This is a genomic window from Nitrococcus sp., from assembly GCF_059432795.1.
This window is the reverse complement of the sequence record NZ_JBXWZQ010000223.1, coordinates 1-26,284: the sequence shown is the minus strand read 5'-3', so window position 1 is coordinate 26,284 and position 26,284 is coordinate 1. Positions and strand designations below refer to the sequence as shown.

The 26,284-nt window shown below is 61.9% G+C and carries 27 protein-coding genes and 1 pseudogene; 19 read left to right on the top strand and 9 right to left on the bottom strand.

What is annotated here, in order from left to right:
• Positions 1-468 (top strand): cytidylyltransferase domain-containing protein (locus AC52Q4_RS15945; protein ID WP_495537786.1); only part of this gene is annotated, 468 nt, incomplete at its 5' end.
• Between the two features lie 106 nt (positions 469-574).
• Positions 575-1,051: a low molecular weight protein-tyrosine-phosphatase gene (locus AC52Q4_RS15940; RefSeq protein WP_495537785.1), complete on the top strand. Its 477-nt coding sequence runs from the start codon at positions 575-577 to the stop codon at positions 1,049-1,051.
• A 110-nt stretch (positions 1,052-1,161) separates the two neighbouring features.
• On the opposite strand, the gene AC52Q4_RS15935 is transcribed toward AC52Q4_RS15940, so the two are convergent.
• Positions 1,162-3,918: an Rne/Rng family ribonuclease gene (locus AC52Q4_RS15935; RefSeq protein WP_495537784.1), complete on the bottom strand. Its 2,757-nt coding sequence runs from the start codon at positions 3,916-3,918 to the stop codon at positions 1,162-1,164.
• Positions 3,919-4,303: 385 nt separating this feature from the next.
• Here AC52Q4_RS15935 and AC52Q4_RS15930 point away from each other — a divergent pair, with 385 nt between their 5' ends.
• Positions 4,304-5,284, top strand: a complete 981-nt coding sequence (locus tag AC52Q4_RS15930; RefSeq protein WP_495537783.1) for an RluA family pseudouridine synthase — start codon at positions 4,304-4,306, stop codon at positions 5,282-5,284.
• 59 nt (positions 5,285-5,343) lie between these two features.
• On the opposite strand, the gene AC52Q4_RS15925 is transcribed toward AC52Q4_RS15930, so the two are convergent.
• A complete protein-coding gene (locus AC52Q4_RS15925; protein WP_495537782.1) occupies positions 5,344-5,919 on the bottom strand; it encodes a Maf family protein in 576 nt (191 codons plus the stop codon).
• Positions 5,920-6,129: 210 nt separating this feature from the next.
• Here AC52Q4_RS15925 and AC52Q4_RS15920 point away from each other — a divergent pair, with 210 nt between their 5' ends.
• The 12 genes and pseudogenes from AC52Q4_RS15920 (at position 6,130) to AC52Q4_RS15865 (ending at position 15,836) form a co-directional block, all read left to right on the top strand.
• The gene (locus tag AC52Q4_RS15920; protein WP_495537781.1) at positions 6,130-6,660 is read left to right on the top strand and encodes a YceD family protein; all 531 of its coding nucleotides are present in this window, start codon (positions 6,130-6,132) and stop codon (positions 6,658-6,660) included.
• 34 nt (positions 6,661-6,694) lie between these two features.
• Positions 6,695-6,877, top strand: coding sequence for a 50S ribosomal protein L32 (rpmF, locus tag AC52Q4_RS15915; RefSeq protein ID WP_495537780.1), 183 nt, complete (start codon positions 6,695-6,697; stop codon positions 6,875-6,877).
• Positions 6,878-6,985: 108 nt separating this feature from the next.
• Positions 6,986-8,005 (top strand): phosphate acyltransferase PlsX, encoded by a 1,020-nt coding sequence (gene plsX / locus AC52Q4_RS15910; protein ID WP_495537779.1) that lies wholly within the window; start codon positions 6,986-6,988, stop codon positions 8,003-8,005.
• Between the two features lie 8 nt (positions 8,006-8,013).
• Positions 8,014-8,985: a beta-ketoacyl-ACP synthase III gene (locus tag AC52Q4_RS15905; protein ID WP_495537778.1), complete on the top strand. Its 972-nt coding sequence runs from the start codon at positions 8,014-8,016 to the stop codon at positions 8,983-8,985.
• Between the two features lie 73 nt (positions 8,986-9,058).
• Positions 9,059-10,000, top strand: a complete 942-nt coding sequence (fabD, locus tag AC52Q4_RS15900) for an ACP S-malonyltransferase (protein WP_495537777.1) — start codon at positions 9,059-9,061, stop codon at positions 9,998-10,000.
• A 3-nt stretch (positions 10,001-10,003) separates the two neighbouring features.
• Positions 10,004-10,759: a 3-oxoacyl-ACP reductase FabG gene (gene fabG, locus AC52Q4_RS15895; RefSeq protein WP_495537776.1), complete on the top strand. Its 756-nt coding sequence runs from the start codon at positions 10,004-10,006 to the stop codon at positions 10,757-10,759.
• 127 nt (positions 10,760-10,886) lie between these two features.
• Positions 10,887-11,057: pseudogene (locus AC52Q4_RS15890) on the top strand (acyl carrier protein); the annotation flags it as partial.
• Positions 11,058-11,368: 311 nt separating this feature from the next.
• On the top strand, positions 11,369-12,610 hold the full coding sequence (gene fabF, locus AC52Q4_RS15885) for a beta-ketoacyl-ACP synthase II (protein ID WP_495537775.1): 1,242 nt from the start codon (positions 11,369-11,371) through the stop codon (positions 12,608-12,610).
• A 170-nt stretch (positions 12,611-12,780) separates the two neighbouring features.
• Entirely contained in the window at positions 12,781-13,803 is a 1,023-nt protein-coding gene (gene mltG, locus AC52Q4_RS15880; RefSeq protein WP_495537774.1) for an endolytic transglycosylase MltG, read from the top strand.
• Positions 13,784-14,464: a dTMP kinase gene (gene tmk, locus AC52Q4_RS15875; protein WP_495537773.1), complete on the top strand. Its 681-nt coding sequence runs from the start codon at positions 13,784-13,786 to the stop codon at positions 14,462-14,464. The genes mltG and tmk overlap by 20 nt, the downstream gene beginning before the upstream one ends.
• The gene (gene holB, locus AC52Q4_RS15870; RefSeq protein ID WP_495537772.1) at positions 14,371-15,471 is read left to right on the top strand and encodes a DNA polymerase III subunit delta'; all 1,101 of its coding nucleotides are present in this window, start codon (positions 14,371-14,373) and stop codon (positions 15,469-15,471) included. The genes tmk and holB overlap by 94 nt, the downstream gene beginning before the upstream one ends.
• 5 nt (positions 15,472-15,476) lie before the next feature.
• Positions 15,477-15,836: a PilZ domain-containing protein gene (locus AC52Q4_RS15865; RefSeq protein WP_495537771.1), complete on the top strand. Its 360-nt coding sequence runs from the start codon at positions 15,477-15,479 to the stop codon at positions 15,834-15,836.
• Positions 15,837-15,987: 151 nt separating this feature from the next.
• Here AC52Q4_RS15865 and AC52Q4_RS15860 read toward each other — a convergent pair whose 3' ends face one another.
• Together AC52Q4_RS15860 and AC52Q4_RS15855 are read right to left on the bottom strand one after the other, a co-directional pair.
• Positions 15,988-17,133 carry an aminotransferase class V-fold PLP-dependent enzyme gene (locus AC52Q4_RS15860; protein WP_495537770.1) on the bottom strand — a complete coding sequence of 382 codons (1,146 nt, stop codon included), beginning with the start codon at positions 17,131-17,133 and terminating at the stop codon, positions 15,988-15,990.
• A 60-nt stretch (positions 17,134-17,193) separates the two neighbouring features.
• Positions 17,194-18,393: a TraB/GumN family protein gene (locus AC52Q4_RS15855; protein WP_495537769.1), complete on the bottom strand. Its 1,200-nt coding sequence runs from the start codon at positions 18,391-18,393 to the stop codon at positions 17,194-17,196.
• A 303-nt stretch (positions 18,394-18,696) separates the two neighbouring features.
• On the opposite strand from AC52Q4_RS15855, the gene AC52Q4_RS15850 reads away from it, so the two are divergent.
• The 4 genes from AC52Q4_RS15850 (at position 18,697) to AC52Q4_RS15835 (ending at position 20,273) form a co-directional block, all read left to right on the top strand.
• Positions 18,697-19,167 carry a hypothetical protein gene (locus AC52Q4_RS15850; RefSeq protein WP_495537768.1) on the top strand — a complete coding sequence of 157 codons (471 nt, stop codon included), beginning with the start codon at positions 18,697-18,699 and terminating at the stop codon, positions 19,165-19,167.
• A 249-nt stretch (positions 19,168-19,416) separates the two neighbouring features.
• A complete protein-coding gene (locus tag AC52Q4_RS15845; RefSeq protein ID WP_495537767.1) occupies positions 19,417-19,812 on the top strand; it encodes a hypothetical protein in 396 nt (131 codons plus the stop codon).
• 12 nt (positions 19,813-19,824) lie between these two features.
• Entirely contained in the window at positions 19,825-20,013 is a 189-nt protein-coding gene (locus AC52Q4_RS15840) for a cytochrome c oxidase subunit 3 (RefSeq protein WP_495537766.1), read from the top strand.
• 2 nt (positions 20,014-20,015) lie between these two features.
• Positions 20,016-20,273, top strand: a complete 258-nt coding sequence (locus AC52Q4_RS15835) for a cytochrome C oxidase subunit IV family protein (protein WP_495537765.1) — start codon at positions 20,016-20,018, stop codon at positions 20,271-20,273.
• A gap of 42 nt (positions 20,274-20,315) precedes the next feature.
• On the opposite strand, the gene AC52Q4_RS15830 is transcribed toward AC52Q4_RS15835, so the two are convergent.
• From AC52Q4_RS15830 to AC52Q4_RS15810, 5 genes are all read right to left on the bottom strand, one after another.
• The gene (locus AC52Q4_RS15830; protein WP_495537764.1) at positions 20,316-21,629 is read right to left on the bottom strand and encodes an ABC transporter permease; all 1,314 of its coding nucleotides are present in this window, start codon (positions 21,627-21,629) and stop codon (positions 20,316-20,318) included.
• A gap of 18 nt (positions 21,630-21,647) precedes the next feature.
• Complete coding sequence (locus tag AC52Q4_RS15825) at positions 21,648-22,805, bottom strand: ABC transporter permease (RefSeq protein ID WP_495537763.1); 1,158 nt, start codon at positions 22,803-22,805, stop codon at positions 21,648-21,650.
• A 10-nt stretch (positions 22,806-22,815) separates the two neighbouring features.
• Positions 22,816-23,433 carry an ABC transporter ATP-binding protein gene (locus AC52Q4_RS15820; protein ID WP_495537787.1) on the bottom strand — a complete coding sequence of 206 codons (618 nt, stop codon included), beginning with the start codon at positions 23,431-23,433 and terminating at the stop codon, positions 22,816-22,818.
• A gap of 94 nt (positions 23,434-23,527) precedes the next feature.
• Entirely contained in the window at positions 23,528-24,763 is a 1,236-nt protein-coding gene (locus AC52Q4_RS15815; RefSeq protein ID WP_495537762.1) for an efflux RND transporter periplasmic adaptor subunit, read from the bottom strand.
• 156 nt (positions 24,764-24,919) lie between these two features.
• Positions 24,920-25,624, bottom strand: coding sequence for a glutamine amidotransferase-related protein (locus AC52Q4_RS15810; RefSeq protein WP_495537761.1), 705 nt, complete (start codon positions 25,622-25,624; stop codon positions 24,920-24,922).
• Positions 25,625-26,284 lie beyond the last annotated feature (660 nt).

Here is a 26,284-nt window from a genome sequence, read left to right as displayed (position 1 = left end):
TTGATGCCGCCGCGATTATTGCGCCAAGTGGCGGAGGCCCTGGAACGGTGTCGGGATTTGGCGATTGCGACGCTGGCGACCCCCATCGTGGATCCGGCAGAGCTCAGCAGCCCTCATGTGGTAAAGGTGGTCTTGGCAAACGATCGCCGCGCGCTGTACTTCTCGCGTGCCCCCATTCCATGGGATCGTGACGCGTTCGCCGGCGGACGTCCACCTGCTGTGTTAAAGGAAGGGGGAGGAATCTATCGCCGCCACCTGGGAGTTTACGCTTACCGAGCGGCTTTTTTGCGCCGCTATCGGGCATTCACGCCCTGCGCGTTAGCGCAACACGAGCAGCTCGAACAACTCGCGATGCTTTGGCACGGCGAGTCGATCCGGGTAGAGGACGCCCAGGAAGCGCCCGGCCCAGGCGTGGACACGGAGGCGGATTTATTGCTGGTCGAAGCGCGGTTGAGCGCGGGCGAATAGTTCATTTGCATGGAGAAACGCCAACAGTGACCGTGGAAGGCAAAGCCTGGTTCCAGGCGGGAAAGGTTATCCGTGACCCGTTCGCCAGTTGCGGAGATCGACAACCATGATCCGCGTATTGTTCGTTTGCATGGGGAACATTTGCCGCTCGCCGACGGCGGAGGGCATCTTTCGCACCCACGTCAAGGCGCAGGGCCTTGAGCATCTGATCGAGACGGACTCGGCGGGAACGCACGACTATCATGTCGGCCGTCCACCCGATCAACGGGCCATGGAAGCTGCGGCACGCCGCGGTATCGACATTAGCGACTTGCGTGCGCGGGCAGTCGATTCGCTCGATTTCTGTAATTTCGACTGGATTCTCGCTATGGACAGCAACAATCTGGAATGGCTGCGGGCGCAAGCGCCCGCCGACTGTCGTGATCGCATCCATGCGTTTTTGAATTTCGCGCCTGCCCTTACGGAGTGCGAGGTTCCGGATCCTTATTTTGGCAGCCGTGGCGGCTTCGAATACGTCCTCGATCTAGTCGAGGAGGCAGCACGAGGGCTGCTCCAGACGATCCGTGAGCAACACAACATCTGATATAAGCTAAAGCGGTATCGAGTTCTCGGCGTATCCTTGCCGCCGGGAGTGGGAGCACCACCGCTATTGGGTGGCGCTTTGAGGTTTGCGTGCTCGCCATCTCTCAGCCGTCAGTGAGTTGTGGAATCGTCTTCGCCGGGGCTGCCGTCGGTGCTCGTGCTGTCGGCCTTGGCGGATTCGGCCTCGCCTTCAACTGCGTTCGCTGGCTTCGCCCGTTGACGCCGCCGCGGTTGTGGCTCTTTTCGTTTCGTGCTCCGAGCCTGCGTCTTTTTATCCTGGCTGGCGGTGGCGGCCTTCCGGGTTCTGGGTTTTTTGGTCGTTTCAGCACTTGCTTTGTCGCCAGATTCCGGTCCGTCACTAGCGGATGCTATCGGTGTCGATGGCTCGGCGGTCTCCTCGTGCACGACTCGCTCATCCGGATACTGTTCGCCGGGTTGTGTCGCCTCGGCGGCGGCCGAGGGGCCGACCTCCGGTTGAGGCGCTACCGCGATTGCCTGTGTGGTGGTGATCGGCGCCTCGGATTCCTCGGGTGATGTCGGTCCGCTGGGCTCTATCGTTGCACTCGGCAGCGTTCGTGTCTCGCCGGCACCGTCCTGCGCTGCCTGTGCCGCACGGGGAATCCGTGGTCGACCGGGCCAGCGCCGCGGATCGGTGCTGATACTCTCCGGCTGGCTTTCATCCGTAGTAACCCCGGTCGCGACAAGTTTTTCGCGTGCCGGCGGTTTCGGCTTCGAGGGCGAGGGCGAGGCATGGTTTGAAGCCGTTTCAGTTTCGCGCGGCACTGCATGATCATGCGCATCGGACATTGACTCAGGCAATGCCGGCCTTTGCGAATTTGCCGCAGTGGCATCGGACTCCGCCACCGGCAGGGTGTCCGGCTGTTGGCTTTTCTCGCCTGCGTTACGGCGGCGGCGCCCGCCCCGGCGGCCGCGCCGATTGGTCCGCCGGGTGGTGCTGCGAGTCTGAGACTCTTCGCCCGTTTCGCTCGGCTCTGCCGAGATCTCCTCTTGAACCGCGCCTGCGGCGGGTTCGGCTTTATCGGGGGCCACGGGGCGCTGGGTGGTTTTGCCCTCAGGGCTTTTGTCGCTGCGGGCACGAGGCGGTTCGTGGTCACGGTCAGCCACTTCTTGGCCGGTATGTTGTTCGCTGCCAGGCACCAATTTCCGCAGCCACCCGAAAAAGCCGCTAAGCCCCTTGCCCATGTGAGCGGTGTCGGTCAGGGGCGATGTTTTCATTCGCAACGGCGCAGGTGCCGGAGTTGCCGGCTTCAAATGCTTCACCACCGGCACTTCCATCCGCGGTTTCTGAGTAGCCGAGATCATCAATTGATCGGCGAGCTTGCTCTGCGGCATTTCGGCCATCAATCGGTAGCTGGCACCCTCGGCGCTGCGCTCGTCCACGCGAACCCGCTGAACTTCGTAGTGCGGGATCTCCAGGTTTTTGTTTGGGATGAGAATGATTTCAACGTCGTTGCGTTGTTCCGTCGCCAGCAATGCGGAACGCTTCTCGTTAAGGAGGAACGTCGCCGCTTCAATGGGCAGTTGCGCCAATACCCGCTGCGTTTTCTCTTTCATTGCTTCTTCTTCAATGACGCGCAGGATCGAAAGCGCCAATGACTCAACGCCGCGTACGGTGCCGCGGCCGCCGCAGCGGGCGCATACCTCCTGACTGGATTCCCCGAGCGAGGTGTGCAGCCGCTGGCGTGACATCTCGAGCAATCCGAAGCGGGAGATTCGCCCGACCTGGACCCGAGCGCGGTCCATCTTGACGGCTTCGCGTAGCCGATTTTCAACTTCCCGCTGATTGCGGTTTGCACCCATGTCGATAAAATCGACGACGATGAGGCCGCCCAGGTCCCGCAAGCGAAGTTGGCGGGCAATTTCGTCCGCGGCCTCGTTATTGGTTTGCAGCGCGGTTTCCTCGATATCCGCGCCTTTGGTGGCACGTGAGGAGTTGATGTCGATCGATATCAGCGCTTCAGTTCGATCTATAACGATGGCGCCACCGCTCGGAAGACGAATCTCACGCTGGACGGCCGATTCGATCTGGCTCTCGAGCTGATAGCGGGTGAACAACGGTACGGTGTCTTGATAGGGTTTGAGCTTGCCCAGATTGTGGGGCATCACCTGTTGAATGAAGGCCTTGGCCTGCTCGTAGACATCAGGGTCATCGACCAGGATCTCGGCGATATCACTGCGCAGGTAATCACGCAACGCCCTGATGATGACATTGCTTTCCTGATAGATGAGCAGCGGCGCGGTCCGCTCGGCAGCGGCCTTCTGAATGCTGCTCCAGAGGTTCAGCAAATAGTCGAGGTCCCATTGCAACTCCTCGCCGCTGCGGCCAACTCCGGCGGTGCGCACGATCAGCCCCATTCCTTCGGGCACATCCAGAGAGCGCAGCACATCGCGTACTTCAGTGCGGTCCTGTCCCTCGATGCGGCGTGAAACGCCACCGGCGCGTGGGTTATTCGGCATCAACACCAAATAGCGCCCTGCCAAGCTCACAAACGTGGTGAGCGCCGCCCCTTTGTTACCTCGCTCTTCCTTGTCAACTTGAACGACGAGCTCCTGGCCTTCACGGACCGCTTCCTTGATGCTGACCTTGGTCAGGTCGGCATCTTCATCGGTCTGGAAGTAGCCGCGCGCGATTTCCTTGAATGGAAGGAACCCGTGGCGTTCGGCGCCGTATTGCACGAAGGCAGCTTCGAGGCTCGGTTCGATGCGGGTGATCTTGCCTTTGTATATATTGGCTTTTTTTCGCTCCCGTGCTGGCGTTTCAATGTCTAGATCGTAAAGTGACTGGCCTTCCACTAGCGCAACGCGCAGCTCTTCGGGCTGCGTTGCATTGATCAACATCCTCTTCATTGGGTCTTTTTCTCCAGCGCTCGACCCAGGTGCTCGTCATACCAAGCGGGACGCCGGCGCTCTTACCTTCACAGGTGAGCGGCAACGGCATGATCTGCCCGTTCAACGATCCGCAGATCCGTTGCGAGACAATCAAACCCGCCATGTGGTGATCGAGGACAAAAGCCCGGGTGGGCGCAGTCGATTGGGCGCACATGGATATGCGTGACGCCTGACAAACCTTGGAAAAAGGCTAGCGTTTGTTCGAACACTGTGCTGCGCTTTACAGCAACCTTTCCCCGCCGAGTTTTCGTTGAATAAAATCCATAATATTGCAACTCACAAGCTACTTTATCAGCGTTATAAGGTTGCTTCAAATGCCCGCCCACGGCAGTTTTCCCGTAACATGTGCCAATTGTTTTTTGAAGGGCGGCACGTGTCGGGAGTTCGCTACATCGAGATCGCGGGCGACTACGAAGGACAGCGCCTGGATAATTTTTTGCTGCGTGAGCTCAAGGGCTTACCCAAAACACGAATTTATCGCCTGGTGCGACGGGGCCAAGTTCGCGTCAACGGCGGGCGGGTTCGGCCCGACTACCGTCTCTGCCCCGGCGATCGCCTGCGGCTGCCGCCCATGCGTCTGCGCGAGCGCGAGGAGCGTGGCGCGCCCTCGCCGCGCATTCTCCAACGCATAGAGGAATCGATTCTATTCGAAGACGAGGCGTTGCTGGTCCTGAACAAGCCGAGCGGCCTTGCCGTGCATGGCGGTAGCGGCCTCGCCTACGGGGTTATCGAGGCCCTGCGCGCTCGCCGCCCCGCGGCGAATTTCCTGGATTTGGCCCATCGCCTCGATCGTGATACCAGTGGCTGTCTCATCGTTGTGAAGCGGCGCGAGACGCTGCGCGAGATTCACGAGCTGATGCGCTCCAATCGCGTGGTGAAGCGCTACATCGCTCTGCTGAAGGGCGAGTTGACCGAAGAGATTTTACGTGTCGACGCACCACTCGAGCGCCGCCCGGGTTCGGGGCATTTGCAGCCGGTGCAGGTGAATCGCTCGGGGCGCGAGGCTTTGACGGTGTTCCGCCCGCGCGAGCGGCACCGCGGCTGGACACTGGCCGACGTGGAGTTGCATACGGGGCGGATGCACCAGATACGAGTTCACGCCGCTCACAGCGGCTACCCGGTGGCGGGCGATGAGCGATACGGTGATCAACAAGCCAACCGGGCGTTGCGTCGGGCGGGCCTGCGCCGGTTGTTCCTGCACGCGAGCGGGGTGGCATTCGAACTGCGCGGTCAGGGCGAGGTTGCCGTGCAGGCGGAGCTCAGTGAGGAGTTGTTAGCGGTGCTAGGGTTTCTGCGCGCGCGTACCGCCCTGCAAGGGCAATAGCACCTGCGCATTGACGCGATTGATGCACGGCAGGTGCGGACTCCCGCGAACCCGTATGTTCAGGGCAGATGCACGCCTTGCGTGGCGAGCATTGCGGTCAGGCTGATCAGCGGCAGGCCGATGAGAGCTGTCGGATCGTCGGCTTCGATGCGTTGCAGCAATACGATTCCCAGGCCTTCGACCTTGATGCTACCGGCGCAATCGAGCGGGCGTTCGCGTTCGACGTACCGCTCGATGCTCGCCTGCGATAGGCGGCGAAAGTGTGCCCATACGCGAATCGTTTCCGATTGCACGGCGCCGGAGGCGCTATTGACCAGGGCAAGGCCGGTGAGAAACTCGACTCGGCGGCCGGCGGCCCGACTGAGCTGCGCAACCGCCCGCGCCACGGTCCCGGGCTTGCCGAGGATCTCGCCATCGAGCACGGCTGTCTGATCGGAACCGATTATCAAAGCGGGTTGGTCGTGTGGCGCGGCCGCCCGCGCTTTGGCGACGGCCAGACGCTCGACATAGTCGGCCGGACTCTCGCCGGAAAGCGGTGTCTCGTCGATTGCGCCGGGGCATTGCTCGAATGGCAATCCCAAGCGGCGCAGCAATTCGGCGCGGTAAGGCGACGCGGATCCGAGGATCAAGCGCATGGATTCTCCCGCCGGTGCGGCACACGTCGTGAATGGCTTGCAGGGCAGTTTGTAGCGAACATGGCGGTATTACAGTGGGCCTGAGGGCACGCTGTAGGAGCTAACCTCGAACCTTATGTCGACGGTGACGAGGCGCCCGCGGCGTTTACGTCATCGCTTGCCGGGCGTTTTTTTGACACCATGAGCCCCGGCGACTAATATTGTGCGTTTATGCCGGATCGAATCCTCCCGAAATCAATCGATATTGGGCGCCTCGATTCATATGGCGCGCGGTTCGAGGGCACCGTACCGCTCGCCACAATGCGCCGGCTTCGGGAGTTGGTGCTTACACCTCCAGGCGTTGCGGAAGCCGCCATCGAGGTGCTTTTCAAGGAGCCATCATACGTTATCGTCACGGGCGCAGTAACCGCTCCCGTGCGCCGGGAGTGCCAGCGGTGCCTGGAACCCAAAGAGGTTGTGCTTCATGCACCGTTTCGGCTGCTCGTCGTCGATTCCGTCGCTGAGGCGGAGGCGCTCGGGCAAGCGAGTGATCCACTCGTCGCGCCGGGAGGAGTGATTGACTTGCTCGGCGCGCTTGAAGACGAATTGCTGCTCGCCTTGCCGCCCGTGACGCGGCATGAGCCCGGTGAGGTGTGCGAGCAGCGGGACTTGGGCTCCGGGGCATCCGGGGTGGCAGAGCCGGGCGCTTCCCGGCAAAGCCCTTTTGTCGTGCTTGAACAGTTCAAGAAAAGATCCGATTAAGTGCCAATCGCCCGATGGTAAGGAGACGCTGGCCATGGCCGTTCAAAAGAGTCGAAAAAGCCCCTCCAAGCGAGGCATGCGGCGCGCACACGATGCGCTGAAGCGGCCAACGCTCTCAGTGGATCCCACGACGGGTGAAACGAACCGTCGTCACCACATTTCCTCCGACGGTTACTATCGGGGCCGCAAAGTGACCTCCGGTGGCGGCGAGAGCTGAGACAACGCTCGCCGCGCTCGCTGCTGTTTCTGCGGGTCGTGCGCGGATGTCTGCCATAGATCAATAGACAGAATTCCCTGCCTTATCACAAGGTCGATCTCAGCACCTATGTCGCAATGCTTTACGATTGCCTTGGACGCCATGGGCGGGGATCACGGACCGGCGGCCGTGGTACCTGCTGCGCTCAGGGCTCTCAGCCGCCATTCCGGAGCGGTTCGCCTGATTCTGGTCGGCCGGCAGGACATGATTCGTGATGAGTTGCACCGGCACGGCGGAAAAGAATGTGATGCACTTTGCATTCGGTCTGCCTCCCAGGTCGTTGACATGGCGGAGCTCCCTTCGCAGGCTCTACGCATCAAGAAGGACTCGTCGATGCGCGTGGCCGTGGATCTCGTCAAAGAGGGGGTGGCCGATGCCTGTGTCAGTGCCGGCAATACCGGTGCCTTGGTGGCCACGGCACGCTATGTGTTGAAAACGCTGCCGGGAATTGATCGCCCGGCGATCTGCACGACGATCCCGTGCCTTGGCGGGTGCTTTCACATGCTTGATCTGGGGGGGAATGTGGATTGCACCGCCGAGCAGCTTTTTCGATTCGCCGTGATGGGCTCGGTGCTCGCCGAGGCGAGTGGCACAGTCGCCCCGCGAATCGGGCTGATGAACCTCGGCGAAGAGGCGATCAAGGGCAATGAGCAGGTCAAAGGAGCTGCGCAGTTCCTGCGAGCGAGCAAACTCAACTACATCGGTTACGTCGAGGGCGATTCCGCCTACAAGGGCGTCGCCGATGTCGTCGTCTGTGATGGTTTCGTGGGCAATGTGGCCTTGAAAAGCAGTGAAGGCGTCGCGTTCGTGATCTCTCGGTATTTGCAGGAGGCCTTTCATCAAAACCTCCTGAGCAAGCTGGCTGGCTTGATTGCCTTGCCGGTCTTGCGGTCGTTGCGCAGACGGCTCGATCCACGACAGTACAATGGGGCCAGCCTGCTCGGTTTGCGCGGCGTAGTGGTCAAGAGCCACGGCGGGGCCGATGCCCTCGCGTTTGAACGCGCTATCGAGGTTGGCATTCTAGAGGCCGAAAAAGCGGTGCCTCGGCTGATTGACGAACGCCTTAGAGAGATCTTCTCTCAGGAGTAGTTGCAAACGTGAGCGTTTCACGCATTCGCGGAACCGGGGGCTATCTGCCCGATCGGATCATCACGAACCATGATCTGGAGCGTATGGTCGATACCTCCGACGAGTGGATACGTGAGCGCACCGGAATAATCGAACGCCACATCGCCGCGGATGGGGAGCTGTGCAGTGACCTTGCCGTAGCGGCTGGGCGGCGTGCCCTGCAAGCGTCCGGGATGACCGGGCGCGAGATCGATCTGCTCGTGTTGGCAACCTCCACCCCGGATCAGATTTTCCCGAGCACCGCCTGCCTGATACAAGAACAACTCGATATCCCGGGCGATGCCATTGCCTTTGACCTCGCAGCGGCCTGTTGCGGCTTCATCTATGCGCTCGATGTCGCCGATCGTTTCATCCGCACCGGCGGTGCCCGGCGGGCCCTGGTGATCGGGGCGGAGACGTTCTCACGCATTATGAATTGGGAGGATCGCGCCACCTGCGTTCTCTTTGGCGACGGCGCCGGCGCTTTGGTACTCGAAGCGGCCGAGGAGCCTGGTGTGTTGTCCACTCAACTGCATGCGGATGGCCGTCAGAAGGCCTTGCTGAACGTGCCCTGGGGAATTGCTCAGGGCTACGATCAGCTGACCCCGACCGCCGGTACGATCCACATGCGCGGCAACGAGGTGTTCAAAGTCGCCGTGCGCACGATGGGCACATTAGTGGATGAGACATTGCAAGCAAACAATCTCGCGCGTGAGGACATCGATTGGCTCGTACCGCATCAAGCCAATATCCGAATCATGGCGGCACTGGCGCGCAAGATCGGCTTCCCTATGGAGCGCGTGATTATAACGGCGGATCGACATGGCAATACCTCGGCGGCGTCGGTTCCCCTGGCACTTGATGTCGCGGTACGGGACGGGCGTATTCAACGCGGTCAGCTTTTGCTGCTCGAGGCCTTCGGCGCCGGTTTCACCTGGGGCTCGGCGTTGGTGCGTTACTAGCTTCGTTAACATTCCTCCGCTTGCCGCACCGCCGGCCAGGGTTAGCAATCACGGCAGCCGTTGATAGATGACGATGAGCGAGAACAGCAAGCTTGCATTCGTTTTCCCCGGGCAGGGGTCGCAGTCCGTGGGAATGTTGGCCGATCTGGGCACGAGTTTCCCTCTTGTGCGCGATACCTTCCGGGAGGCGTCTGAAGCGCTCCGGGTGGATCTCTGGTCAACCGTCCAAAGCGGTCCGGAGAGTGATCTCAACCGCACGGAGCGGACTCAGCCGGCGATGCTGGCGGCGGGAGTCGCTGTATGGCGGTGCTGGCAGAGCCGAGTCGGTGCGGCCCCGGCGATGCTGGCAGGCCACAGCCTCGGTGAATACACCGCGCTGGTTTGTGCCGGCGCGCTCGAGTTCGCTGAGGCGATCCGGCTGGTCGCCGATCGCGCCTCCTACATGCAGGAGGCGGTGACGGCGGGCGAGGGGCGGATGGCGGCCGTTCTCGGACTCGAGGATGACCGGGTTCGCCTTGTGTGTCAGGAGGCGGCGCAGGGCGAGGTCGTTGAGGCTGTCAATTACAACGCGCCGGGCCAAGTCGTTATCGCCGGTAATCGGGCGGCGGTCGAACGTGCCGTCGCTCTGGCGAAGGCGGCTGGCGCGAAACGCGCGCTCGAGTTGCCGGTCAGCGTCCCCTCTCACTGCGCTTTGATGCGCCCGGCGGCCATACGCTTGGCCGAGCGGCTCGATGAGGTGGAGATCAAGCCCCCGGTTCTGCCGGTACTGCACAACGTCGATATCTCCGTGGCGAGCCGGGCAGATACCATTCGGGCACGGCTGGTCGAGCAATTGCATCGTCCCGTGCGTTGGGTCGAGATCATACGGCGAATGGCTGGCGAAGGTGTGAATCGGGTCATCGAGTGCGGCCCCGGTAAGGTGCTCGCGGGCCTCAACCGTCGCATCGATCGTCAGATGGATGTCGCCGCGGTGTTCGATTCGGCATCGCTCGAGCAGGCCTTGAAAGGAGGCTGAACAGTGACCCGGGCGTTCTCGTTGGAAAATCAAATCGCGCTGATTACAGGGGCAAGCCGCGGCCTGGGGCGGGCGATCGCTTTCAGCCTCGGGGAAGCGGGCGCCACGGTTGTCGGCACCGCCACCACCGACGCGGGGGCGGAGGGTATCGAGCGGCGGCTGACAGAAGCCGGCATTACGGGGGCGGGCATGACCCTCGATGCCACGGACCCCGAGCAAGTGAGTGCCGTCGTAGAAGCCGTGGGCCGGCGCTTCGGCAGCCCGAGTATTTTGGTTAACAATGCTGGCATTACGCGTGATGCGTTGTTCCTGCGGATGCGTCAGGAAGATTGGGACGCGGCCATTGACATGAACCTCGGCTCGGTCTATCGGATGTGCAAGGCGTGTTTGCGCGGGATGATAAGGGCCCGCTACGGCAGGATAATAAACATCGCCTCGGTAGTGGGGCTTACCGGCAACGCCGGACAGGCTAACTATGCGGCCGCCAAAGCTGGAATCATAGGTTTGAGCAAATCGTTGGCACAGGAGGTGGGTTCCCGGGGCATTACCGTGAACACCGTGGCGCCGGGGTTCATCGCCACGGATATGACTGCAGCCCTTCCCGAGGCCCAGCGAGAGGCCTTATTAGCGCGGACGCCCCTCGGCCGGTTAGGTGAGCCGCAGGACATTGCCGCCGCGGTATGTTTTTTAGCGGCTCGGGAGGCGGGTTTCATCACCGGCGAGACCTTGAACGTCAACGGCGGTCTGCATATGCCCTGAGGGAGGATGCCAAGCGGTAGCATGACTCAGTATCTTCAACATACAATACGCCCGCCATCGGTTCGGGGCATGTGTTGGGGGAACGTGCACGGGTGGAAACATTCCATATTGCGGAGGAAGAGCCAAGATGAGCAGTGTCGAAGAACGCGTAGGCAAGATCATCGTCGAACAGCTTGGAGTCAAAGAGGAAGAGGTGACTCCGGAAGCTTCCTTCGTTGACGATCTTGGTGCCGATTCACTGGATACCGTCGAGCTCGTAATGGCTATCGAGGAAGAGTTCGTGTGCGAGATCCCCGATTAGGAGGCAGAGACGATAACGACTGTGCAACAGGCCGTCGATTACATCAACCAGCACTTGGAGCAATAGGCCACGCGCAACTGTGATCGACCCCCACGACCGATTTCCCGCTGCGACGACAAGGCTCGACTTTGTCGTACCGTAGACGTAGGTAAGGGTGTCGGAAACTTGCTTGAGTTTTCGGCACCCTCCGCCGCCATCCCAGGAATGGGCTATGCGAGGCATGCAGACCAAGCGGCGTAAGCCGCGCGAGCTGCCTAAGGCGAAGCAGGATTTCATCCGGCAGCCCGCTCAGTGTTCGGAGGTTGTCCGTGGCCGCACGGCGTGTAGTGGTAACGGGGCTGGGTATCATCTCCCCGGTCGGCAATACGCTTGATGACGCTTGGAAAAATATATGCGCGGGTCGCAGCGGTATTCGTGCGATCGAGCGTTTCGACACATCCGGCTACCCGGTTCGCTTCGGCGGTGAAGTTCGAGACTTCGACGTGACGCGCTACCTCGCCGCCAAGGAAGCGCGGAAAATGGATCCCTTCATTCACTACGGCATCGCCGCAGCCGTCGATGCTCTGCGTGATGCGGGGCTCGAAATCAACGACGGCAATGCGGAGCGTATCGGGGCTTGCTTGGGCTCAGGTATCGGCGGTTTATTCAGCATTGAGAATGTGCAGCAGGCGTTTTTCAAGGGGGGGGCACGCAAGATCAGCCCCTTTTATGTTCCGAGTGCGATCATCAATATGCTCTCCGGGAATCTCTCGATCCTACTCGGGATCAAAGGCCCCAACTTTGCGATTGTCAGTGCCTGCGCGAGCGGGACGCACACTATTGGCCAGGCCGCTCGCGCCATCGCTTACGGTGACGCCGACGTCATGTTTGCAGGTGGCGCGGAATTCGCCACTACGCCCACGGGGCTTGGCGGGTTCGCCGCGGCGCGCGCGCTGTCTATGCGCAATGACGATCCGCCGCGAGCCAGCCGTCCGTGGGACCGTGAACGCGACGGCTTCGTGCTCGGCGATGGTGCCGGCGTGCTGGTGTTGGAGGAGTTGGAGCATGCCACGCGCCGCGATGCAAGGATCTATGCGGAATTCATCGGCTTTGGCATGAGCGCGGACGCCTACCACATGACGCTGCCGCCGGACGATGGAGCCGGTGCGCAGCTCGCGATACGCAATGCGCTAAGGGATGCGCGGCTCAATGCCGATGAGGTCGACTATATCAATGCGCACGGCACATCCACTCCAGCTGGGGATCGGGTCGAATGCGAGGCGATCAAGAGCGTCTTCGGCAATCATGCCCTAAAACTGGCGGTCAGCTCGACCAAATCCATGACCGGGCACCTGCTCGGGGCGGCGGGCGGAATTGAAGCCATCTTCAGCATGCTGGCGCTTCGCGATCATGTCGCCCCGCCCACGATCAACCTTGACCATCCGGATGACGATCTCGATCTGGATTTTGTGCCGAACGAGGCGCGCGAGATGCCGATCGATGTGGTTTTAACGAACTCCTTTGGTTTCGGTGGAACCAACGCAAGTTTGCTCTTCCGTCGGTTGGTTTGAGCGATTCGCCTGATATGGCTCAGCGCCGGGCGTGGGGCGGCGAGACGGTTGCGCTGGTGTTATTGACCGCATGCGTCCGTTCAGCTCTGATGTCCTCGACGCTGGTGAATCGTGGTCGGGCGCGTTGGCAAGTTGTTGATGTACCGTGATCCAGCGGGAGCGAGGCGAGCATGTGGCGTCCACGGCGGCTGGTGCTGATCCTGCTGGCGGGCGGTATAGCGCTGGCCGGCGGGTTTGCCGGCTGGGTCGCTGTGGCGCTGCAAAGCCTGCAAACGGATCCTCTCTTCGCGTCGGGCGAGCGCCAGCAGATCGATGTCGCCGCGGGTACTTCCTTCACCGAGCTGACGAAGCGGCTCGGCGAGCGGGGCTGGACAGATCACCCCCGGTTCCTGCGCCTCTACGGTCGGTTCAGCGGCAAGGCCTCGGCGATCAAGGCGGGTGAATATGCCGTCGAGCCCGGGATGACCATGCTGCAGTTGCTCGATAGGATGGTTGAGGGTGCCGTGATACAGCACAGGCTCACCATCGTCGAGGGCTGGACATTCCGCGAACTCCTGAGGGCCATCGACTCGCATGCGGCATTACGTCATACGTTGCCACGGAACGCTGCGGCCGAGGTGATAATGACGCGGCTGGGGCACGCCGGGGAAGAGCCGGAAGGGCGTTTTCTGCCGGAAACCTACCGCTTTCCCAGGGAGACCACGGATGTCGCGTTCCTCAAGCGCGCCTACGCGGCCATGCAGCAGGCGTTGCAGGCGCAATGGGCGCAACGCGCTGAGGGTTTACCCTTTAGAGATCCATACCAGGCGTTGATTCTGGCGTCTCTTGTCGAGAAGGAGACGGCGTTGCCGGCCGAGCGGCGCAAGATTGCCGGCGTTTTCATTCGCCGCCTGGCCCGCGGCATGCCGCTGCAAACGGATCCCTCAGTCATTTACGGGCTGGGGACGGATTTCGACGGCAATATCCGCGGCCGCGACCTGCGCAAGGACTCGCCTTACAACACGTATACGCGCAAAGGCTTGCCCCCCACCCCGATTGCCATACCGGGGCGCGACGCGATTGCCGCGGTACTGCACCCCGCTGAGGGCGAGGCGTTGTATTTCGTTGCGCGCGGCGATGGCAGTCATCAGTTTTCCGCCACGCTGGCGGCGCATAATAAAGCGGTGCGCAAGTATGTCCTGCAGCGGCAGTGAGGCACAGCCGCCGGAAACTGGCCGGCTGGCCCGATTCATTACCGTCGAGGGCATCGAGGGGGCAGGTAAGACCACCTGCCTCGGGTACTTGGCGGAGCTATTGCGCAATCAGGCCATTGAGGCGGTGACCACGCGCGAGCCCGGCGGCACCGCGCTGGGAGAGGCGGTGCGCAGCTTATTATTGGATCATCGCTATCAGGGCATGGCGGCGGAGGCGGAAGCGCTGCTGATCTTCGCCGCGCGCGCGCAACATCTCAAAGAGGTCATTCGGCCGGCAATTGCCGCCGGCCGGTGGGTGATCTGCGATCGATTCACGGATGCAACCTATGCCTACCAAGGCGGCGGCCGAAGGCTTGGTGCCGCCCGTGTCGAATTGCTGGAGCGCTGGTCGCAAGGGGAGCTGCGCCCTGACCGGACCTTGTATCTTGACGTCCCCGTGGCGACGGGATTGGCACGTGCCGCGCGGCGCGGTACCCCGGACCGCTTCGAGCGCGAGCGCCGGGCGTTTTTCGAGCGCGTGCGCCGCGTCTATCTGGAGCGCTGCCGCGCAGAGCCGCAGCGCATGAGATGCATCGACGCCGGTGGCGGACTCGAGACGGTAAAAGCACAGGTTGCTGCAGCTCTGGCGGATCTTTTCGACGAGCGTCTCGCGACGAGATGAGTGCTATCCCTGGCGATCCTCTGCCGTGGCACCAGTCCGCTTGGGAGCGATTGACCGCCTCTCGCAAGCAAAGAAAAGTACCTCATGCCCTTTTGATCGCCGGACTCGCCGGTTTGGGAAAATCCACCTTGGCGGTGCGGTTTGCGCGCGGGCTATTGTGCATATCCCGCACGCGTTCGGCGGAGGGCTGCGGTGATTGCCGAAGCTGCCGCTTGATGGCGGCTGGAAGTCATCCCGATTATTGCGTCGTGCATGCCGAGGGCGAGGCAGGCGGTTCGATAAAGATTGATCAAATCCGCGAGCTCATCGAGTTTTTGATGCGCTCGAGCCAATATGGCGGGCATCGTGTCGCGCTGCTGGATCCGGCCGACGGCATGACGGGGTCCGCAGCCAACAGTTTACTCAAGAGCCTGGAGGAGCCGCCGGCGGAAGTGGTGATCATATTGATCACCCGGGCGCCCTCGGCGCTGGCGGCCACCCTGCGCAGCCGCTGTCGACTGGTGCAGCTGCACCCGCCGCCCGAGGCTGTTGCCCGTGAGTGGCTCGCTGAGCATTACCCTGATGCCATTGATCTATTGGCCCTGGCCGGTGGCGCACCGCTACGGGCCATAGCCTACGCTCAAACCGGCGCCGCCGAGCGCTACGCGGATTTGCTCGCCGATCTGCTGGCAATTGCCCAAGGCCGTCGAGCGCCGGTCCTCGTGGCGCAGAATTGGGTAGGGACGGGCCTCGGGTTGCGCGGTTGGGTTGAGCTTCTGCAGCTATCGCTTGCCGAGTTGGCGCGTGCCCGCTTTGCAGACTGCGATGCAGATCGCATCCTTGGCCGGGCAGAAATGCAAGCATTGCGCGAGATCATTGAGTCTCGTCACTTGCACGATTACATCGCGGAGGTAACGGCCATTCGACGAGTAGTCGATCAACCGCTCAACGAGCAACTTGTGATCGAGGATCTGCTCATCGGTTGGCGCAAAGCCGCCCACGGCGCGCCGCCAAAAATGATGGGGTGACGTACATGGTGCAAAGGCCGCAATCGGGCGCACGTCAGGGGATTCTGTCGGTTTCCATCAAGGATAAGCAAACCTTGTACGCTGCCTACATGGTCTATGTGAAAAATGGCGGTCTGTTCATTCCTACGACCAAGGCGTATGAGCTCGGCGACGAAGTGTTCATTCTGTTGAGCCTCATGGAAGAGACCGAAAAAATACCCGTCGTCGGGCGCGTTGTCTGGATTACTCCCCGTGGTGCTCAGGACAACCGTACGGCCGGGATCGGTTTACAGTTCACCGACAAGGACGGCGGACCGGCCCGCGCCAAGATCGAGACCCATTTGGCAGGCACACTGGACTCGGAACGACCCACACACACCATGTAGGGGCCGGCGCTGAACGCTGGTTGTGATCGTTTACCTCTCATCGCGACCGCTTGCATCGGCGTTGGGAAAGTCGTTGCAGCGCAGCGTGCGTGACAGCGGATTCGGAATAGCACCGGGTCCTGACGCATTAACCATATCGCGTGGCGTTAGCTCAGTTCCCTGCTTTGAGATCATGCTGGATCGACAAGGCCAGATCGACGGCTCGATCGAGGCTCGCGACCGTATTGTAGTAGTGGGCGGAAAAACGCACGCCGCCGAGGCGATGAGCGCAGATGACACCATTGCGGCGCAGACGCTGGCACAAGGCAACCCCGTCTACGCCATCGGCGCGGAAGGTCACGATCCCGGCGTGGCGGTGTGTTTCAGTCGGTGTGATAAGGGTGAATGCCGGCTCCGCCTGGATACGGCCAATCAGATAACGCGCGTTGTTGAGCACCGCTTGTTCCACCTGCGGCGGACCGGTTTCCTGCAGCACCGCCAAACTCGCCTCGAGGCCGTGGATGCCCAGCATGTTCGGACTTCCGGCCTCGAAGCGGCGGGCGCTGTGCGCTGCGCTCCATTCGGGATTGTCGAAGTCCCCGGCCTGCGCGGCCATGTGCCAACCGTATTGAAGCAGTTGCAGACGCTCCCGTGCCTCGGGCGTACTGTAGAACACGCCCAGCCCTTCCGGGCCGAGCATCCATTTATGGCCATCGGCGATCACGAAGTCAGCGCCGATCTGCACCGCATCGAGCTGCAAGGCGCCAAGCGACTGGATGGCATCGACGCAAAGCAGTGTGCCATTGTCCCGACAGGCCCGACTCAGGCGTTGGATGTCCATGCGTAAGCCCGAGCCGTATTGGACGGTGCTGACAGGCAGTACCCGTGTGCGTGCGTCCATCGCCTCAAGGATCGCATCTTCCGGCGTCTGCGTTTTGTGGAGTGCAACGTCACGCACCTCGACCGCAAAACGCTCGGCGAGCGACTCCCAGACCATGCGGTTGGACGGGAATTCCTGGTCACTTATGACGACATTGTCCCCTGGTTGCCAATCGAGCCCATAGGCGACCAGGGAGAGCCCTTCGGAGGTGTTTTTCACCAGCGCGATATCGTCGCTCGTCGGCGCGCCTACGAGACGCGCAAGACGCTCGCGCAGGCGCTGCTCCACCTCGCCCCAACGCGCGTAGTCCGCGGCACCGCGAATGATGTTCTCGCGGCTGAATGCGGCAATGGCTTCGTAAGCACGGCGCGGCCAGGGCGCAACGCCAGCATGGTTCAGGTAGGTGAGCCCGTCCTCATGGGGAAACTCGTCGTGCATTGGGGCCCTCCGACGCCTCTCTCTGGCCTGATGCCTTGCAGGAGTGATGGAGCGCTGAGGTCAGTGCAGCAGGTGCTCCACGATACGAAATCCGGCTACGTAGGTTCCGATTGCTGAGCCCAAGGTCGAAAAGATGAACACCAGCAGCGTGCGCGAGATCCGGTTCTGCCACCAGCCGCGCAGCCGGGTGACGTCGCTGCGCAATGTTCGAAAATGGCGCACAAGCGGCTTACGCAGGGCCATCTCGGCGGCGGCCGTGACGAACCCGGCCCCGATCGTCGGGTTCAGGGAGGTCAACGGTGCGGCCAGGAACGCAGTGATTACGGTCAGGGGGTGGGCGGCGGCCAAGAGCGCGCCGAAGGCGGCCAGGCTGCCATTGATCAAGACCCACTCGACGATCAGCTCCATCCCCAGCGCGGGGCTGCGCGCAAAGCCGAGCCCGAACCCCGCGAAAATGCAGCCGACGACGATCCAGGGCAGCCACTTCAGCCAGCGCGCTTTGGGTAGCGTCAATTCAAGCGCTCTGCGGGTCGCCCCGGGATCGGCTATCGGCTCGCGCAAGGCGGTCTCGACACCGGCTAAATGCCCCGCACCGATGACGACGAGAACGCTGACGGGCTGCAGTTCCTGAGCCTTTTGCAGCAGTCGGGCGGCAATGTAGCGGTCACGCTCGCTGATCAGGGTTTCATACAACAGCGAGGAGCGCTCTGCGAACTCGGCAAAGGTGGACTCCAGTAGGTCGCCTTCTTTCAGGCGTTCGATTTCCGCCTCGGTGATCTTCTCGCGGGAGAGGATGCTGGCGATGAGGCCACTGAGCAGCACAAAGCGTTGCCACCACGGAACGCGCTGATAGATGCGTTTCAGCGTGATGCCGATATCCCGATCGACCAGCCATACGGGGACGTCCGCAGTGCCGGCTTTTTTGATGGCCGCCTCCATCTCGGCGCCCGGCCGTGTCCCGAACTGATCGGCCAAGCGTTTCTGAAAGGCCGCCAGCGCCAGGCTGGTGGCAACCAAGCCGACCTTGCCATTGCGCAACACCTGGAAAAGATCGAGCTGCTCCAGCGCATCAGGCTCGGTCAGCGCCCGATAGCGCGGAGTGCATAGCTCGACCGCGACGGCGTCATAGCCGCCGAAGGCAATTGCGTCTTCGACTTCCGCGACGCTGGTGGGCGAGACGTGCGCTGTGCCAAGAAGACTGAAGGTGGTATCACCCACACGAATCGTTCTCAACAGGTGCGCCCGCGCCGCTTCATTCATATTCCCATCCCATACCACGGGCCAAAGGATGAATTATCGCCGATCAGAACCCGGGCGCAAAGTGAACGATGAAGCGGTGTCCGCTCGGGCGTCCCCGGCCGTGTGCAATCCTTGGCACCCGCGAAATGTCGCCAAGAATGATACTTTGATACGAATCGATGACTCGGGTCAGACTTGGGTCCGTCGGCCGCAGCGTTGTCCACGCCTTGGGAGTTCGACAGCGCGATTTCGAGATCAGTCGACGCCGAGTCCTGGTTTGATGAACTGCAGTCTAGGCTGTGTCGGTGAAGGGAGTGACACGATATGAAAATTGCTCGGGGACTTCGTAATTTCGCGGTAGCCTACACGGGAGGCACCGTCGGCGGTCTCGCCAACAGCACGGCGGCTTGGCTGTGCGGTGCCTACGGGGTGACGGCGCGGCTGGGTGTCGAAATTCATCCCGCATTCACGCCGGCTTGGCTCTATCCGCGACTGGTCTGGGGCGGCATCTGGGGCCTGTTGTTTCTCCTGCCCTACAAAAGGCGTTCGATTTTCGTGCGCGGTTTGCTTTACAGCCTTGTTCCGTCATTGGTCCAACTGCTCTATTTGTTTCCCTCGCAGCAGAATGTGGGCTGGTTCGGCGCCCAGCTCGGGAACTGGGCATTCCTGTTCGTGCTGCTTTTCAATGCCATCTGGGGTTTGGTTGCCGCGTTGGTCATCGTGGCCATCTCCGAGCGCCGTGGTGACGTGCAGCCGCGACGGGCCGGCGCGAGCGCGGCCGAGGCAGCGAATTGAGCGGTCTCTGGCGAGCGATCCGCTGCTCGCCGGCTGATCAGGCCACCGGACAGAGTGGGTGTGTCTTTGACGGCGCTTTTGTTCTAAATTAATACCCATTTTGGCGCGCAGCCGTGGCGGCGTGGCGAATTCCGGCTCGGGCAGGCGCGCGAGCCGGGTCCTAGCCTTGCAATGGCTGTCGAGCCGGTAGGTCTGGGCTGCTCCCCTGTAGGGGGCGAGCTGGCAGGGCGGTAGCCTATGAGGTAAGCGATGACGTTGTCGGACGAGGCGATCGCCAGTCGTGATACCGAGCCGCGGACGCTGCCCGGTAATATCGCTATCTGGCTTTTCATACTCACTGAGCTCATCGTCTTCGGTTTACTGTTCGTGAGCCTCGAGGTGGGTTGGCGCGGTGCGTCGCAGGTCTTTGCAGAAGGGGCGCGGAGCCTGCACGTCGGAGCCGGGTTTGCCAACACCCTGGTGCTGATCACCGGTAGCTTCTGTGTCGCCCTCGCGGTGAGCTCCATCCGCCAGGGGAGAACCGTGACCTGCGCGCTTTGGCTGCTTGGCGGAGTCGGAACGGGCGGGCTGTTCGCCGTCATTAAACTTGCGGAATATCAGGCGTTGATCGCGGCGGGGTATCGGCTGGGCACGAGCGTCTTCTAGTCCTTCTACTACTTGACCACGGCGTGTCATTTGCTGCATGTGCTGATTGCCATGCTCGTCCTGGTGGTCGTCTTCGTGCAGTGCCTCTTTGGCGTCTACGCGGCGGATAATCCGACCGGGGTCGAAACGGCGGCGAGCTTCTGGCACATGGTGGATTTGGTTTGGATCGTGCTCTTTCCACTACTTTATATTCTGCCCTGAGCATGCCTCACAGGGGACTGATCGCAACGTGGCTGGCTTTGTTGGTCTTGACGCTCCTCATGTGGTTCCTGCGCGGGTATCGAGGGGCCGACTGGCTGCCGGTGCTCGTGCTCGTTACGGTGGCGATCAAAGGCCAGCTCGTCATCGACCGGTTCATGGAACTGCGGCATGCTCCTGTTCTGTGGCGGCTCGCCGTTAGCGGCTGGCTCTTTACCGTGCTGAGCGTGGTGGCGATCGTCCGCGTCACGAGCGGGTTTTGAAAAAACACGGGGCGCCGGGAACCGGCGGAGCGGGAGAGCGCTTCAGAGCTCGCGCATGGCCACGGTAAGGGGCAGCGCGGCGGCGCGCAGCGCGGGGAACAAGCCGCCGAGGAAGCCGATGGCGAGCGCCCACTGCAGCCCGCTCAGCAGCAGGGGCGCAGAGATCTGAAACTGGAATACCACTTGACTGAAATTGGAGCCAAGGGTCGAGACGGTATAGCCGTTGAACAGCAGGTAAGCGATCCCGGCCCCGAGGAGGCCGCCGGTCAGCGCCAGCAACATGGTTTCCAGCAGTAACGCCGTCACGAGCGGCACGCCGGTGAATCCGAGCGCACGCAGGGTGGCGATTTCCCGTGCCCGGGAGGCAACCGCAGCGTACATGGTATTCAGTGCTCCGAAGGTGGCGCCGACGCCCATGATCATGGCGATGCCCGTGCCCAGCACGCGTATCAGGTTTGTCAGTCGCTGCGATTGCTTGCTGTAGTAGGCACGCGTCGTTTCCACGTCCACTTTCAAACGGGGATCCGTGGCGAGAGCGGCCTTGAAGCGGCTGATTGCGGCCGGACTCGTCAGGCGTGCCGTAACGGATTGAAAACCGTTTCGCCGATAAGCCGCTGCGACCGGCTCGGCGTCGCCCCAGAGCTCGGATTCATGGGTATCGCCGGAGGCGAACACACCGACGACCTGCCATTGCTGATTGTTGACCGCCACGCTGGAGCCCAGACCCAAACCCTTGAACTGTGCCAAGGCGCCGCGCCCGACAACGAGTTCGCGCAGCCCGGGTTTGAATTGGTGCCCGGCAATGATGCGGACCTCGGGTCGCAGGGCCCACGCCCTGGGGCCGACACCACGCACCTCCACATTGGCATCCGTGCCCGTCGCGCGTTTGGGGACATTGGTCACGACGACCACCTCCTTGGAGAGGATCGGGCGATCCCGCGCATCGTGGAGAATGCCTGGCGCCTGTGCGATCAGCGTCGCGCTGGCGCGGTCGATTCGCGAGGAGAGCTCGGCATTGGCCCCGGCGCGAAGCACGATCGCAGTGTTCTCATCGCCGGCCTGTTGCAGGGTGTCCTGAAAGCCTTTCGCCATTGCCAGCAGTGCGATCAGCACGCCCACCACACCGGCAATGCCGATCACGATAACGGACGCACCACCAATGCGCTGCGGCAGTGTCGCCAGTCCGGTCCAGGTAATCGCCAGAGCTTGGCGTCCCAGGCGGCTTGTCAGAAGCCAGCCGGCGCCCAGCGCGGCCAGTCCGAGCACCAGCAGAGGGGCCACTATCCAGACGCCCAGACCAAAGGCGACGAGGAGGCCCAGTGCGAGGGTCCGTAGGCTGCGGCGGAGGCGGTGCATGGTGTTCGCCATTGCCGCCTAGCTGCGCAGCGCGTCGACGACGTTGAGCCGCAGGGCCCGCAGGGCGGGCGGCAATCCAATCAAAAAGCCGATCAGTATCATCAGGCCCAGCCCCAGTAGCCACGTGTCCACAGTAAGCGGCAGGTTGAGTTGGCCGCTCGTGGCGGTTGCCATAACGGGCAGCAGTGCCCGAGCGAGCAGCAGTCCACCGATGCCCCCGAACAGCATGATCAGGATGGCCTCGGCAAGCACCAGCCGCAGCACGACACGGTTGGAGAAGCCGATCGTTTTGAGCACGGCCAGCTCCGGAATGCGTTCGCGGATGGCCTGCATCATCGTGTTGCCGGTGAGCAGCACGAGGGTGAAGAACACGGCCGCCATGATGGTGCTCACGATCAGGCCGATATTGCCGATCTGTTTGACGAACGAGCGCTGGAAATCCTTTTCGCTCTGGGTCTTGGTCTCGTGCGCGGAGTTGGCGAACAGTCGATCGATCGCCAGCGCCACCCGGTCGGATTCACTCGGATCGGCTACTCGGACGATATACCAGCCCACCGTGCCCCGATCCTGCATGCGGCCTTCGTCCACGTAATCATAGTGGAACAGCATCTGGCGCTCGATGCCCTGGAGCTCGGGACGATCCGCGTGGTAAATACCGACCAGATCGAAGGTCCATACGTTACCGCCCTCCTTTTTCGGGAAGATGGTTGCCTCGAGCGGGATCTTGTCGCCAATTTCCCAGCCGAAGCGCTCGGCCAGGGTCCTGCCGACGATGGCGGCGGTGCGCGTATGGTGGAAGGCCTGTTTTTGCGCCGCTGGCAAGACGAGCTCGGGATGAATCGCCAGGTACTCCTTCACGCTGACCGCCATATTGGGAAAGAAATTCTTGCGGTCCTGGTAGATGCCGCCGAACCATATCGCATAGGCGACCTCCTGAACCCCGCTGATGGCCTCGATGCGCGCGGCATAGGCATACGGCAGCGGTTGGATGATAGAGAATCGCGACGTGACGATGAGCCGGTCGATACCCGCTACGCTGTTCGGGGCGTTGAAGGCAATGCGTACCGCATCCAGCATGCCGAACAACGTGAAAGCGGCTACCACCGAGAGCAGCGTAAGCACGGTGCGGGTCTTTCGGCGAAGCAAACCTGCCAGCAGCAAGGGTAGGTATTTCACGAGCGCGCTCTCATGTGGCCTGGTCGACCAAGGTCCCCTTGTCGAGGTAACGCGTGCTCCGCGCGTGCTCCGCAGCTTTCGGGTCATGGGTCACGAGGATCATGGTCTTGCCATGTTCACGATTGAGTCGTTGCAGTAAGCCCAAGACCTCCTCGGCCGAATGCCGGTCGAGATCGCCCGTGGGCTCGTCGCAGACCAGGAGCATGGGGTCGGAGACCAGCGCGCGGGCGATGGCGACGCGCTGCTGCTGTCCGCCGGAGAGTTCCCCCGGGCGATGGTTCGCGCGCCCTTCGAGGCCGACGAGCTGCAGCGCCACGTTGGCGTGATGGCGCCTTTGCGCAGCGCCGAGGCGGGTGAGCAGCAAGGGCAGCTCGACATTTTTCTGCGCCGAGAGCATCGGCAGCAAATTATAGAATTGGAACACGAACCCGACATTGGCCGCGCGCCAACGCGCCAGATCGTTGGTCGAGAGACGATCGATGCGTTGCCCGGCGATGCTGACGCTGCCCGTGGTGGGTGAGTCGAGGCCCGCAATTAAATTAAGCAGTGTGGTTTTACCGGAGCCGGAAGGCCCCATGAGTGCGATGAAGTCCCCCTGGCGTATGTCGAGATCGATGTGATGCAGCACTTCGACGCGTTGTTTGCCGCGCAGGTAGAGTTTGCTGACACCGCGTATCTCGATGAGATTCGACGCCGTGGGTGTTTCGCTGTCGGTACGCGTCTCAGGATCCGCTGGATTTCGTCTCAACCCATATGCCATCAGTCAACTCCGCTGTCGGATCGCGCACGATGCGCTCACCAGGTTCTAGGCCACTGCCGATTTGACGCAAGTCTCCGTAGCTCTGCCCGGTTGTGACGACGCGCTGATGGGCGCGTCGACGATTCACAACGAAGACGACATCGTTACCGTCCCGCTGCACGACAGCCGTTGCCGGCACCACGACGCCTGCCGGCGGCCCGCTGCGATCGGCCTTGCGTTCGGCGAGGAAAGACACGCGTACCCCCATGTCGGGAAGGATGCGCGAATCCAGCTGCTTGATCGCGATACGGACCTTGACCGTCGCCTTGCTGCGTTCGGCGGTTGGAATGATCGCGATCACCTCGGCTGGGATTTTCCATTGTGGATAAGCGTCCAGCACCGCCTCTACCGGCTGTCCTGATTCGACCCGGTTGATATACGCTTCGTTCACGTCCACTTCGATTTCCCGGGAACTCATGTCCACGATGGTACAGATTCCGGTTCGAGTGAACCCACCGCCCGCCGATATCGGTGAGACCATCTCGCCCGGTTGAGCGGTTTTGGCGGTGATAACCCCGGCGAACGGGGCACGGATGATGGTATTGTCAAGCTCTACCCGGGCGATATGCAGCTGCGCCTCGGTGACCTCGATCTCCGCCCGCTGTGCCTGGAGCTGCGCGTCGAGCCTTGCCAGCTTGGTACGGGCGTTGTCCAGTGTCTGCTCGGCCGTTGCACCTCGCGCGCTGAGCGCTTCCTGGCGATTGAGATCGCGCCGTGCCTCCTCACGTTGCGCCGCGAGATCCGCAATCCTGGCCTTGGCCGCACCGAGCCGTGCCTTGGCAAGCTGTAGCTGAGCCCTGGCGTCGCGGTCATCGAGACGCGCGAGGACTTGGCCATCGTTAACGCGGTCCCCTTCCTCGATGAGGACTTCGGCCAACCGACCGGTGATTTTTGCGGAAACGGTCGCTTCGCGCCGTGCGATCACGTATCCGGTAGCGTCCAGTACGGCCGTGTCGGCGCTCACTTCGGTAAGCGGCGCGGCAACGACGGTCTCCACCGGGACGACCCGCTCGCGCAGCAAATACCAGCCGATACCCGCGAGCGCCAATAGGATGACGAGCATAACGATGAGCCAACGCCAACGCCAACGTTGCCGGGGCCGGCTTTCGCGCTGGTTCGGGTCAATGCGAAGTTGCGAGAGCAGGTCGGTATCCGTCATTTTGGACAGTTGCGTGATGAATGGGTAAGCGTGCGCTACGGGTAGCAGGCGGCGGCGATTCAATGACCGGAATCACGATGGGTGCGCCTTCGGCTCAAGGGGGTTAGCGCATGCGAGTGCGGGCAGCCCGCCGGCTGGATCTCGTTGAACGTACGATTATACCCTCTGTAGGAAACGAACGATCCATTGTGCCGCAAGGCGGTCTTGCACGTCGTCGGCGAGTGAGGCGAGGCCGGCCGCATAGGTCTGTTCGCCGATTACTCCGCGACGGCGCTGAATGAGCGCGCGCGAGTAGTCCTTGGAGAATTCCGGATGCCCCTGAAACGTCAGCGTATTGTCCGCGATCTGCAGGACAGCGTAGCGGCAAAAGTCGTTGCCGGCGAGCCACTGGGCGCCCGGCGCGGGGGTCGTGACCTGATCCTGATGACTGACCAGCAGGGAAAGACGTTCGGTCGCCGGCACCATCCAGTCCGCCCGGCTGCGGATAAGGCTCGTGTGCACGCCGACCCCCCAACCCTGAGGCGCTTTTGCCACCTGGCCACCGAGTGCCGAGTTGATCAGTTGATGACCAAAGCAGATACCGACGGTCGGTTTGCCTGACGCGTGCAGCCGGGCCGCAAGCTCGCCGGCACGGCGAATCCAGTCCTCGTCATCGTAAACGCTCCATTTGCTACCCGTGAAAAGCCAACCCTCGCACGCTCCCGGCGAGTCCGGGAAACATTCGGCGGTGAGATCGTAGCTGCGGAATGTCAAGTCGGGCGACACGGCGGAGAGCAGTCGCGCAAACATCTGCGGATAGTCGTCGAAAGTCCCGCGCAGGTCGGCTGAGACCGAGCCGCATTGGAGTATGCCTATACGCATGGTTTGCCTGTGGATGCGAATAGGAACGGGCTACGCCATATGCTTGTTCTCGCCTGCCACGGCCAGATCATTTCTCGCTCGGCGTATGTCCTTCCGAAGAATTCGGGGATTGGCCACAGCAGAGGCGATGATGTGCGTTCGCAACGCTCGCCATGCAATCCAAGCTGTCGATAAGTAACATATTTTGGGCCGAAAATGGGCTCGACACCAGTGCGGGCATTACGAAACGGGCTCCCGGCAAGCGCGCGAGCCGATGCGAGCGGCGCGCACACCCTATTTGGAGGCGCGCCGATTGTTTGGCCAACGCTTTTCGGTGATGCTCGGGATGCATTCGCGGTACACTCTCGCCCATGATGCGCACCCTGTTTTCAGTTGGGCCGGCGGCCGTGATCGCCCCCATTGCATTTGCCAACTGATGGGCATCGCGGAGCGGCGCTTGTCGATGGCAAAATAGCGTATTTCCCGGCGCGGGCTTCGCCACCGCTGTCGAATAGTCAAGCGGGTGCTGCTTGGGCCGAAACGGTGGGTGTTCGCTAGGAGTCTGCGCCGTAGAAACGAAGATGAGATAATGGCATCACGCTTTGGGGAGGGGTAGCCGATGCCGACGACGTTTCGCCCTTATGCTCCGGAACAGGATCTGCTGCTGCCGATGAGCCTGCG